Below are 11,339 nucleotides of genomic sequence, written 5' to 3'. Positions count from 1 at the left end.
TCGACAGTGAGGGCATGAACAACGGCGAAGCGGCGGCGGTCCGGCTGACGGGACTGCGCAAGACCTACGACGGCAGCAGCACCCCGGCGGTCGACGGGCTGGACCTGACGATCCGGCGCGGCGAGATCGTGGCCCTGCTCGGCCGCAACGGCGCCGGCAAGTCGACCACGGTGGCGATGATGCTCGGGCTGCTGGAACCCGACGCGGGCCGCGTCGAGATCTTCGGCACCTCCGCCCGGGAGGCGGCCGCGACCGGGCGGGTCAGCGCGATGATGCAGGAGGGCGGCCTGGTCTCCCGGGTCACGGTCGCGGAGCTGATCGGCTTCGTGCGCAACACCTTCCCGCGCCCGCTGCCGACCGCGGAGATCCTCGAGGCCGCCGACCTCACCGGGCTCGCCCGCAAGCGGGTCGACAAGCTCTCGGGCGGCCAGGCCCAGCGCGTCCGGTTCGCGATGGCGCTGGCGGGCGACCCCGAACTGCTCGTGCTGGACGAGCCGACCGCCGCCCTCGACGTCGAGGCCCGGCGCGAACTGTGGGCCGCGCTGCGGCGGTACGCGGCCCGGGGCCGGACGATCGTCTTCTCCACGCACTACCTCGAGGAGGCCGACGCCAACGCCGGCCGCGTGGTCGTCGTCGACCGCGGCCGGCTGGTGGCCGACGGCACCAGCGCCGAGCTGAAGCAGGCCGCGTCCGGCCGGATCGTCTCCTTCGCCGACCCGGGGATGCCGTGCTCGTACCTCGCCTCGCTCCCCGGAGTGCTGGACGTCGAGACGCGGGGCGGCCGGATCCGCCTGCGCACCGCGGACGCGGACGCGACGCTCGCCGCGCTGGGACCCGTGCGCGGACTGGAGGTGACGGGCGCCGGACTGGAGGACGCGTTCGTCGCCCTCACCGCCGCCTGATCACTCTCTCCCAAGGAACTCACCTCATGAACATGGCACTCGGCTACCTGCGCCTCGAAGCGACCCGGCTCCGCCGCGACACCGGCTTCCTGATGGTCAGTCTGGTCACCCCCGTGGTGATGTACCTGGTCCTCGCCAACAACGCCAAGGGCGGCCATCACGACGACACGCTCGCCTATCTCACCGTCACGATGGCCGCGTTCGGCGCCATGGGCGCCGTCCTCAACAGCGGCAGCGGCATCGCCGAGGACCGCGCGCACGGCTGGCTCCGCCAGCTGCGGCTGACCCCGATGCGGCCCGCCCGCGTGGTGGGCGTGCGTGCCGTGACCGGCATGCTCGGCGCGATCCCGCCGATCCTGGCCGTGCAGCTGGCCGGCGCGTGCGGGTACGGCGTGCGGCACACGCCGGTGGAGTGGCTGACGACGATGCTCGTGCTGTGGCTCGGCGTCGCGCCGATGGCCCTGCTGGCGCTGGGCGTCGGCTACCTGCTGCGCCCGCAGATCGCCCAGGCGGCCTCGGTGGCCGGGTACGTGATCCTGTCGGTCGTCGGCGGTCTGTGGATGCCGGCGAGCCAACTGCCGCACTGGCTCCAGCAGGTGTCGCGGGTGACCCCGGTCAGCCGCTACGCCGAGCTCGCGCTGGACGCGGCGAACGGGCGGGCGCCGCACGCGGTCGCCGTCGCGGTGCTGGCGGGCTGGCTGGCCGTCGCTGCCGCCTTCGCGGTCCTCGGCTACCGCAGGGGTGCCCGTGCGGCTGCCTGAGACCCTGTACTTCCTGCACAGCGGGGGCGCGGCCCAAAGCGCTTCGGGGGACGGGCGGTTGCTCCCCGCCCGTCCCGGCGGGGGGCAGCCGTCGGACGTGCTCTACCACGACCCGTACAGCCCGGTGCCGGAGCTGCCGGCCGGTGCGGACCGGCGGCCGGTGGAGCTGCGGGAGGACGTGCTGTGCTGGACCTCCGCACCGCTGGCCGGCGTTGTCCCGGCCGCCGGTGCGGAGGTCTTACTGCACCTGCGCTCCTCGGTGGCCGAGGGCCGGCTCCTGGCCGCCCTCGTCGACGTCCGCCCCGACGGCCGTGCGGTCGCCGCCGCGACGGCGGTCCTCCGCAGCGTGGGCCCTGCGGCCGAGCGCTCGGTTCGGGCCGAACTGCGCACGCCGGGTGCGACCTTCGGGGTCGGCCACCGGGTGCGCCTGGAACTCTCGGGGGTCGGGCAGCCCCGGTACGGGGCGGGGGCGGATGCGGTTGCGGCGCCGGCGGTATACCGGATCCGGCACGATGACGTGCGGGCGTCGTGGGTGCGGGTGGTGGGGTAGGGGTGGTTGTGCCCCGGTCCCGCCCTCTCGCCGTCTCCTGGGGCTGCGCCCCAGACCCCGCTTGTCGCGGCTTCGCCGCTCGTCCTCAAGCGCCGGACGGGCTTGATTTTCCAGCCCGTCCGGCGATTGAGGACAACCGCGCGGAGCGCGGTTTCGGGGGCCCGGGGGCTTCGCCCCCGAAACGGGGTCCGGGGGCGGAGCCCCGGGAGACGGGGAGAGGGCGGGGCCGGGGCGCAGCGACCCCCTAGCTCAGCCCCGCGCTCCTCGCACGCTCGACCACCGGGCCGATGGCCTTGACGACGGCCGAGACGTCGTCCCGCGTCGACGTATGGCCCAGCGAGAACCTCAGCGTCCCCCGCGCGAGCTCGCGGTCCGTGCCCGTGGCGAGGACGACGTGGCTGGGCTGGGCGACGCCGGCCGTGCAGGCGGAGCCCGTCGAGCACTCGATGCCCTGGGCGTCGAGCAGGAGCAGGAGGGAGTCGCCCTCGCAGCCCGGGAAGGAGAAGTGCGCGTTCGCGGGCAGCCGCCCCGCCGGATCGGGGTCGCCGCCGAGCACCGCGTCCGGGACGGACTTCCGCACGCCCCGGATCAGCTCGTCCCGCAGCGCACCGGCCTCCCGCGCGAAGTCCTCGCGCCGCTCCGCGGCCAGCTCGCCCGCGACCGCGAAGGCGGCGACGGCCGGCACGTCCAGCGTGCCGGAGCGCACATGCCGCTCCTGCCCGCCGCCGTGCAGCAGCGGCACAGGCGCGTACTGGCGGCCGAGCAGCAACGCGCCGATGCCGTACGGGCCGCCGATCTTGTGGCCGCTGACGGTCATCGCGGCCAGCCCGGAGGCGGCGAAGTCGACGTCGAGCTGGCCGAAGGCCTGGACCGCGTCCGCGTGCAGGGGGACGTCGAACTCGGCGGCGACGTCGGCCAGTTCGCGGACCGGCATGACCGTGCCGATCTCGTTGTTGGCCCACATGACGGTCGCCAGCGCCACATCACCAGGATTGCGGGCTATGGCCTCGCGCAGGTCGTCCGCGTGCACCCGGCCGTACGCGTCGACGGGCAGGTACTCGACCGTCGCGCCCTCGTGCGTCGCGAGCCAGTCGACGGCGTCCAGGACCGCGTGGTGCTCGACCGGGCTGGAGAGCACCCGCGTACGGGCCGGGTCGGCGGCCCGGCGCGCCCAGTACAGCCCCTTGACGGCGAGATTGTCGGCTTCGGTGCCGCCGGCGGTGAAGACGACCTCGCTGGGCCGCGCGCCGAGCGAGGACGCGAGCCGTTCGCGTGCCTCCTCGACGGTGCGGCGCGCGCGCCGGCCCGCGGCGTGCAGCGACGAGGCGTTGCCGACGACGGAGAGCTGGGCAGTCATCGTCTGCACCGCCTCCGGAAGCATCGGAGTGGTGGCGGCGTGGTCGAGGTAGGCCATGGTGGGCACGATTCTACGAGCCGGCTCGCGAGGCCAGTCCCCGGCGGGTTTGCCTTGGAGTGAGCTCCAACTCCTACCGTTCACGTCATGAGCAACATGAACGGCGAAAAGAACGACGAGAAGAACGCCCGGTTCGAGCGCGGTCTGGAGATCCTCGAGCAGGTGGACGGCGAGTCCGGGCAGCGGGTCGTGGACGCGATGGCCGACATCTCCCCCGAGCTGGGCAACCAGATCGTCTCCTGGGCCTTCGGCGAGATCTACGCCCGCCCGGAGCTGGCACCGCGCGACCGGCAGCTGGTCACCCTCGGCATGCTGACCGCCCTCGGCGGCTGCGAGCCGCAGCTCGAGGTGCACGTCAACGGTGCCCTGAACGTGGGGCTGACCCCGACCGAGGTGGTCGAGGCGATGCTGCACTCGGCGGTCTACTGCGGCATCCCGAAGGCGCTCAACGCCACCTTCGTGGCGAAGAAGGTGTTCGCCGAGCGCGGGCTCCTGCCCATGCCCGCGAAGAGCTAGGCCTCTTCCACCTTCACCGCCGCGCTGCGCCGGTGCCAGGCGCGCGGCGCACGCCAGTGGTAGCGCATCGCGAGCAGCCGCAGCACGAAGGCGGTGAGCACGGGGATCCCGCTGGTGGAGCCGTCGAAGGCGCCGAAGCGGATCAGCAGCGCGGTGAGCGCGGCGCCGACCATGGCGGGGACGGCGTACAGGTCCCGGTCCCAGCGCAGCAGCGACGGCACCTCGTGCGCGAGCACGTCGCGCAGCACGCCGCCGCCGACGGCCGTGGCCAGCCCGAGGGTGGCGGACTGGGTGAGGCCGAGGCCGTACGCGTACGCCTTGACCGTGCCCGTGACGCAGAACAGGCCGAGCCCGGCCGCGTCGCAGACCCCCACCGCCGTGGTGATCCTCTCGACCTCGGGGTGGAGGAAGAAGACGATCAGGGTGGCGACCAGCGGCGTGAGGAAGTAGCCGAGGTCACTGAAGGCGGCGGGCGGCACGGCTCCGATGACCAGGTCCCGGAACAGCCCGCCGCCCAGCGCCGTCACCTCCGCCAGCACCGCCATGCCGAATACGTCGAAGTTCTTCCGGACGGCGAGGAGCGCGCCGGAAATCGCGAAGACGAAGATGCCGGCAAGGTCGAGCCAGTGCTGGACGGAGGGGCTGAACAGATCGGAGAGCACGCGACATTCTTACGTGCGCCGGACAATGGTTACGGCAGGGACGGCTTGGACGGGGTGGACAGCCAGGTGTGGAAGAGGTCGCCGAGCCGCTTGCCGGAGACCTTCTCGGCGAGCGCGACGAACTGGGCCGTCTCGGCGTTGCCGTAGCGGTGCTGCGTGGTCCACAGGGGCAGCAGCTTGAAGAACGCCCGGTCGCCGATCCGCTCCCGCAGTGCCTGGAGCGTCATCGCGCCGCGCTCGTACACGGCGTTGGAGAACATCGTGTCACGCTGCGGGTCGGCGATGTCCTGCTTCCAGAACGGGGCGTCGGCCTTGATGCCGTCGTAGGCGCGCCGGAAGGAGTCGTGGGCGCTGCGCTTGCCCTTGTGCTCGTCCCACAGCCACTGGGCGTAGGTCGCGAAGCCCTCGTTGAGCCAGATGTCCTTCCAGCGGTGGACGGACACCGAGTCGCCGAACCACTGGTGGGCGAGCTCGTGGGCGATCGTCGTCTCGGACCGGACGGCGGAGTAGATCGGCTTGCTCTGGACCTCCAGGGAGAAGCCGGCGTCGGGCATGTCGTCGACGATGGCCCCGGTCTCCTCGAAGGGGTACGGGCCGAAGATCTTCGACCAGTAGTCGGTGACCTCGGCGGTCACGCCGTAGACGTCGACCTTGTTCTTGTTCGGCAGGGTCGGGTCGATGGCGGTGTAGATCGGGATGCCGCCGGGCGTCCGGCCGGTCCGTACGTCCATCTTGCCGATGGTGGCGGTGGCGAGGTAGGTCGCCATGGGCTTGCTCTCCCGCCAGTGGGTGACCGTGCTGGCGCCGCGGTTGCGCGTGGAGATCAGCCGGCCGTTGGAGACGGCGGTGAGGCCCTTGGGGGCCTTGATGGTGATGTCGAAGGTCGCCTTCTCCGACGGGTGGTCGCTGGAGGGGAACCAGGTGGAGGCGGCGTTGGGTTCGCAGGCGACGAACACGCCGGTCTTGGTCTTCATCCAGCCGTACTTGGAGCCGAAGATGATGGGGCCGCTGAGCGGCTGGGGTATGCCGTCGTACTTCACGGTGACGGTGAACTTGTGGCCCTTGTAGAGCGCGTGCCGGGGCTTGATGACGAGTTCGTCGCCGTTGCGCGTGAAGGAGGCCCGCCTGCCGTTCACTTCGACCGACCGGACGGTCAGCTGCTGGAGGTCGAGGTCGAAGGAGGAGAGGTCCTGGGTCGCCTGTGCGTGGACGGTCGCCCGGCCGTCGAGCCGCCCGGTGTCGGGGGCGTAGGCGACGTCGAGGTCGTAATGGCCTACGTGGAAGCCGCCGTTGCCGAGGTTCGGGAAGTACGTGTCACCGATGCCGGGCGCCCCGGGCGTCGGGTGGTGCCGGTCGGCGGATGCGGGTCCCGCCGCGATCGTGCACGCGGAGGCCGTCGCGATGGCGAGGGCCAGGAGCTTGGTGGAGCGGGTTCTGAACGAGCGGGAGGGTGCGAGTCCCATCTGCCGTCCTTTCGAAGGCCGTTGCGGACTCGCACATCTCTGCCCACTCCTGTCACTTCATGCACTTCATGCACATGCCTTTATCAAGTCTTCACGTCCGCAGGGACGTTCTCCGGATGGTGGCAGGCCACCTGGTGGCCGGTCGCCAGCTCGGCGAGCGGCGGCTCCTGCTGCTTGCACAGGTCCGTCGCCTTCCAGCAGCGCGTGTGGAAGCGGCAGCCGGAGGGCGGGGAGATCGGCGAGGGCACATCGCCCTTGAGCAGAATGCGCTCGCGCTTCGCGCGCCGTTTCGGGTCGGGCACCGGGACCGCGGAGAGCAGCGCCTTGGTGTACGGGTGCATGGGGGCGGTGTAGAGGGACTGGCGGTCGGCCAACTCCACCATCTTGCCGAGGTACATGACCGCGATCCGGTCCGAGACATGGCGGATGACCGACAGGTCGTGCGCGATGATGACGTACGTCAGGCCCAGCTCGTCCTGGAGGTCATCCAGCAGGTTGACCACCTGGGCCTGGATGGACACGTCCAGCGCGGAGACGGGCTCGTCGGCCACCACCAGCTTCGGCTTGAGCGCGAGAGCCCGGGCGATGCCAATGCGCTGCCGCTGGCCGCCGGAGAACTCGTGCGGATAGCGGTTGTAGTGCTCGGGGTTGAGGCCCACCAGCTCCAGCAGCCTCTGCACCTCCTTCCTCACCCCGCCCTCGGGCGTGATGCCCTGGAGCCGGAAGGGGGCGCCGACGATCGTGCCGACCGTGTGCCGCGGGTTGAGCGAGGAGTACGGGTCCTGGAAGATCATCTGGACGTCGCGGCGCAGCGGGCGCATCCCGGCGACGCCGAGGTGCGAGATGTCCCGGCCCTCGAACTCGACGGTTCCGCCGGTGGGTTCGAGCAGCCGTGTGACCAGCCGGCCCATGGTCGACTTGCCGCAGCCGGACTCGCCGACGACGCCCAGGGTCTCCCCCGCGCGTACGTCGAAGCTGATGCCGTCGACGGCGTGCACCGCGCCCACCTGGCGGCGCAGCAGCCCCTTGGTGATCGGGAAGTGCTTGACCAGGCCGTCGACCTTGAGCAGGGGCTCCATGCTCGCCTTCTCATCCGTCATAGCTTCGGCTCCGTCATAGCTTCGGCGCAATCTCTTCGGTCCAGATCCGCTTCCGTTCCTCGTGCGGCAGGTGGCAGGCGGACCAGTGCGTCTCCCCGCCCGGCACCAGGCGCAGTTCGGGCCGCTCGGTGCGGGTGATGTCGCCCTCGGGGAGGTGGGCGTACGGGCAGCGGGGGTTGAAGGCGCAGCCGGACGGCACGTTGATCAGGCTGGGCGGGGAGCCCTTGACGGGGATCAGCCGCTCGGTCTGTTCGCGGTCGATGCGCGGCATGGAGCCCAGCAGGCCCCAGGTGTAGGGGTGTTGGGGCTCGTTGAAGACCTGCTCGGCCGGTCCGCGCTCAATGCACCGGCCGCCGTACATCACCAGGATGTCGTCGGCGAGTTCGGCGACCACGCCGAGGTCGTGGGTGATGACGATGACCGCGGAGCCGAACTCCTTCTGCAGATCGCGGATCAGGTCGAGGATCTGCGCCTGCACGGTCACGTCCAGGGCGGTGGTCGGCTCGTCCGCGATGAGCAGGGCGGGGTTGTTGACCAGGGCCATGGCGATCATCGCGCGCTGGCGCATGCCGCCGGAGAACTGGTGGGGGTAGTCGTCGACCCGGCGGTCGGGCTGGGGGATGCCGACCCGGTCGAGCATCTCGACGGCGCGCTTGCGGGCGGCCCGCTTGTCGACGTCGTGGTGGATCCGATAGGCCTCGGCGATCTGGGCGCCGATGGTGAAGTAGGGGTGCATGGCCGACAGCGGATCCTGGAAGATCATCGCCATCTCGCGGCCGCGCAGCCTGCGCACCTCGTCGGGGTCGGCGGTGAGCAACTCCCGGCCTTCCAGCCAGATTTCGCCGCTGATGCGGGCCTTGCGGCGGCCGTACTGGCCGACGGTGTGCAGGCCCATGATGCCCAGCGAGCTGACGGACTTGCCGGAGCCGGACTCGCCGACGATGCCGAGCGTCCTGCCCTTCTCCAGCCGGAAGGAGAGGCCGTCGACGGACTTGACCAGGCCGTCGTCGGTCGGGAAGTGGATGCGCAGGTCGCGTACGTCCAGATAGGCGGTGGGGGTGCCGTCCCCGGGCGCGGACCCGGGCACGGGCTCGGGTGTGGTGGTCATGCGAGCCTCACTCGGGGGTCGATCACGGCGTACAGGAGGTCCACCACGAGGTTGGCCAGGACGACGGCGGTCGCGGCGATGAGCACCACACCGAGGATGATCGGCAGGTCGCGTTCACCGATCGCCTTGACGGCGGCCTGGCCCAGGCCGGGCAGGCTGAAGGCGGTCTCCGTGAGGATCGCGCCGCCGATGAGCGCGCCGAGGTCCATGCCGAGGATGGTGAGGACCGGGGTCATGGTCGAGCGCATGGCGTGCTTGCCGATGACGACCTGCTCGGTCAGCCCCTTGGCGCGGGCGGTGCGGATGTAGTCCTCGCCGAGGACCTCCAGCATGGTGGCCCGGGTGAGCCGGGCGTACATCGCCGCGTAGAGGAACGCCAGCGTGACCCACGGCAGGACGAGCGAGTTGAACCAGGCCGCCGGGTCCTCGGTGAAGTCCGTGTACTCGGAGTCGATCCAGCCGAGTTTGAACCTGAAGACCGACAGCGAGAGCAGCGCGGTGAAGTAGATCGGCAGCGAGACGCCCGCGAGTGCGGTGGTCATGGCGGCGCGGTCGAGCCTCGAGCCGCGCTTGAGCGCCGAGACGACACCGGTGCCCACGCCGACGACCAGCCAGACGACGCATGCCCCGCCCGCGAGCGAGAGTGTGACCGGCAGCCGGTCGGTCAGGACGGGCCAGACGTCCTGCTCGGTCTTGAACGAGTAGCCGAAGCACGGCGCCGCGCAGTGCGTGGTGGTGCCGCCCCCGGTGTAGTCGCGGCCGGCGAAGATCCCGCTGATGAAGTGCCAGAACTGCACGAGGATCGGGTCGCTGAGCCCGAGCTTCTGCCTGATGCCCTCGATGGACGCCGGGTCCGCCTGCTTGCCGACGTACATGGCGGCGGGGTCGGCTCCGGTGAGCTTGGGGATGGCGAAGAAGATGCCGAAGGTCACCAGGGTGACCACGAGCAGCATCACGATGACGGCGAACAGCCGCCTGACGATGTATGCGAACACTGCGGTCGGCCCGGTGGTGGTCCGGGGGACTCACGGCCCCCGGACCACCACGTGCGGCCCTCACCTGCCCTTCGGGCCTAGCGCCGGGAGTACCGGTGGAACGGACGGGAGGTCACTTGACACCCAGCGCGGAGTAGTCGTAGCGGCCGTTGTAGGCGTCGGCCGTGTAGACGTTGGTCAGATGGGAGCTGCGCCAGATGATGTTCTTCTCGTAGGTGAAGGGCAGGTACCCGGCGGCGTCCATGACCTTCTTGTTGGCCTCCTGGTAGATCTTTCCGGCCTTCTCGGGGTCCAGTTCGGCGATGCCCTGGTCGAACAGCTTGTTGATGTCCGGGTCGTTGAGCTCGGGGTAGTTCTGGTTGCCGCTCTCCAGGATGAACCGGCCGTCCGCGATGGGCTGGAGGAAGCCCTGGCCGCTCATGAAGTCCGAGCCCCAGCCGAAGATGATGATGCCGTAGTTCTTGGACTTGACGTTCTTGGGTGCGCCGACGATGCCCGCGGACTGCGCGCCGTCGTACGAGTCGACCTGTGCGTCGATGCCGACCTTCTTCAGCGACGCCTGGAGCGACTCGGCCGTGGCGACCTCGACCGGCTTGTTGTTGCGGACCGCGATCGTGGTCTTGAAGCCGTCCGGCTTGCCGCAGGCCTTCAGTTCCTCCTTGGCCTTCTCGATGTTCGCGCTGCCCTTCTTGAGCTCGTACGGGTCGTAGCCCGGGTCGTAGCCCTTGACGACCGGCGGCAGCATGCTGGTGCCGATGTCGCCGCCCGCCTCGGGTCCGCCGCGGGCGTTCTGCAGCGAGGTGTGGTCGGCGCCGTAGATGACCGCCTTGCGGCAGTGCTCGTTGTCGAACGGCGCGACGGACTTGGGGAAGGCCGCGAAACGGATGAAGCCCGTCTGCGGGTTGTCGAGGTTCGCTTTGTGGGATCCCATGGCCTTGCGGCGGCCCGCGTTCCCCAGGCCGGTGGCGTTGAGGTCGAGGTCGTAGTTGCCCGCGATCAGGTCGTTGTCCATGGTCTCGGCGTTGGTGGTGAACTTGATCGAGATCGTGTCCGGCAGCGCCTTGCGGACCTTGTCGGAGTCCCTGTTCCACTTGTCGTTGCGCACGAGCTTGAGGCTCTTGTTGGGCTCGTACGACTCGAACTTGTAGGGGCCGCTGGAGAACGGGTGCCTGCCGTACTGCTCCACGGTGTCCTTGTCCTGCCGCACCGGGGCCGCCACGGGGAGCGCGAGAATCTGCAGGAAGTCGCCGTTGGGGCTGGCCAGATGGAAGACGATGCTCTTGTCGTCCGGCGTCTCGACGGCCTTCAGGCCCAGCTTGTCGGGGCTGGTGTCCTTGTAGGGGCCCTTGTACTCCTTCTTCGGGTCGAGGACCTGGCTCAGCCAGGTCGGGCCGCCGGAGAGTTTGTCCTGGGCCCAGGAGCGCTCGATGCCGTACTTGATGTCCTTGCTGGTGATCGGCTTGCCGTCCTCCCAGGCGAGGCCGTCGCGCAGCTTGAAGGTGTAGGTCTTCTTGTCGGCCGAGACCTGTCCGGTGTCGGTGGCGAGGTCCGGCACCACATTGGCGCTCTCGCCGCCGGGAGCGGGCTTGGGGGTGACGAGCGTACGGGAGTAGTAGCGGGCGAAGTCCCACATGAAGCCGTAGTAACCACGGGTGGTGTCCCAGGAGTCGGCGTCCTGGGTGGCGACGAACTTCAGCTCGCCGCCCTTCTTGTCGGACGCGTTCGCCACCTTGTTGATGGCCGCGTTGAATCCCGGCGCCTTGCCGCCCGAGTCGCTCTTGCCACCGCCACAGGCGGTCACACCGACGAGGGCCGCGACAACGAGCGCCGCCCCCGCGGTCATTCTGCGCTGCGTACTTCCTTGCGTT

The 11,339-nt window shown here is 70.3% G+C and carries 10 protein-coding genes and 1 pseudogene; 4 read left to right on the top strand and 7 right to left on the bottom strand.

The window, feature by feature from the left end; translation table 11 throughout:
- The first annotated feature begins 14 nt into the window (after window positions 1-14).
- From ACV530_RS30795 to ACV530_RS30785, 3 genes and pseudogenes are all read left to right on the top strand, one after another.
- Window positions 15-902 carry an ABC transporter ATP-binding protein gene (locus ACV530_RS30795; RefSeq protein WP_494335949.1) on the top strand — a complete coding sequence of 296 codons (888 nt, stop codon included), beginning with the start codon at window positions 15-17 and terminating at the stop codon, window positions 900-902.
- 26 nt (window positions 903-928) lie between these two features.
- Complete coding sequence (locus ACV530_RS30790; RefSeq protein WP_494335948.1) at window positions 929-1,663, top strand: ABC transporter permease; 735 nt, start codon at window positions 929-931, stop codon at window positions 1,661-1,663.
- A pseudogene (locus ACV530_RS30785) lies at window positions 1,584-2,213 on the top strand (CocE/NonD family hydrolase C-terminal non-catalytic domain-containing protein); the annotation flags it as partial. The gene ACV530_RS30790 and the pseudogene ACV530_RS30785, both read left to right, overlap by 80 nt.
- 244 nt (window positions 2,214-2,457) lie before the next feature.
- Here the strand turns inward: ACV530_RS30785 and ACV530_RS30780 are convergent.
- Entirely contained in the window at window positions 2,458-3,627 is a 1,170-nt protein-coding gene (locus ACV530_RS30780) for a cysteine desulfurase family protein (protein ID WP_494335947.1), read from the bottom strand.
- Window positions 3,628-3,714: 87 nt separating this feature from the next.
- Here ACV530_RS30780 and ACV530_RS30775 point away from each other — a divergent pair, with 87 nt between their 5' ends.
- On the top strand, window positions 3,715-4,143 hold the full coding sequence (locus tag ACV530_RS30775) for a carboxymuconolactone decarboxylase family protein (RefSeq protein ID WP_494335946.1): 429 nt from the start codon (window positions 3,715-3,717) through the stop codon (window positions 4,141-4,143).
- On the opposite strand, the gene ACV530_RS30770 is transcribed toward ACV530_RS30775, so the two are convergent.
- The 6 genes from ACV530_RS30770 to ACV530_RS30745 all read right to left on the bottom strand — a co-directional run bounded on the left by ACV530_RS30770 (window position 4,140) and on the right by ACV530_RS30745 (window position 11,314).
- Entirely contained in the window at window positions 4,140-4,805 is a 666-nt protein-coding gene (locus ACV530_RS30770; RefSeq protein ID WP_494335945.1) for a trimeric intracellular cation channel family protein, read from the bottom strand. The two genes, ACV530_RS30775 and ACV530_RS30770, sit on opposite strands and share 4 nt — an antisense overlap.
- A 29-nt stretch (window positions 4,806-4,834) precedes the next feature.
- Window positions 4,835-6,268: a M1 family metallopeptidase gene (locus ACV530_RS30765; protein ID WP_494335944.1), complete on the bottom strand. Its 1,434-nt coding sequence runs from the start codon at window positions 6,266-6,268 to the stop codon at window positions 4,835-4,837.
- An 83-nt stretch (window positions 6,269-6,351) separates the two neighbouring features.
- Window positions 6,352-7,368 (bottom strand): ABC transporter ATP-binding protein, encoded by a 1,017-nt coding sequence (locus tag ACV530_RS30760; RefSeq protein WP_494335943.1) that lies wholly within the window; start codon window positions 7,366-7,368, stop codon window positions 6,352-6,354.
- Window positions 7,369-7,381: 13 nt separating this feature from the next.
- Window positions 7,382-8,476, bottom strand: a complete 1,095-nt coding sequence (locus ACV530_RS30755) for an ABC transporter ATP-binding protein (protein WP_494335942.1) — start codon at window positions 8,474-8,476, stop codon at window positions 7,382-7,384.
- Window positions 8,473-9,471: an ABC transporter permease gene (locus ACV530_RS30750; RefSeq protein ID WP_494335941.1), complete on the bottom strand. Its 999-nt coding sequence runs from the start codon at window positions 9,469-9,471 to the stop codon at window positions 8,473-8,475. Before ACV530_RS30750 ends, ACV530_RS30755 begins: the two co-directional genes overlap by 4 nt.
- 112 nt (window positions 9,472-9,583) lie before the next feature.
- The gene (locus ACV530_RS30745; protein ID WP_494335940.1) at window positions 9,584-11,314 is read right to left on the bottom strand and encodes an ABC transporter substrate-binding protein; all 1,731 of its coding nucleotides are present in this window, start codon (window positions 11,312-11,314) and stop codon (window positions 9,584-9,586) included.
- Between the last annotated feature and the right edge of the window lie 25 nt (window positions 11,315-11,339).

The sequence above is a fragment of the Streptomyces sp. SX-6 genome, from assembly GCF_059089585.1.
The sequence above is the reverse complement of the archived record's forward strand: the minus strand, read 5'-3'. Positions and strand labels throughout refer to the sequence as shown.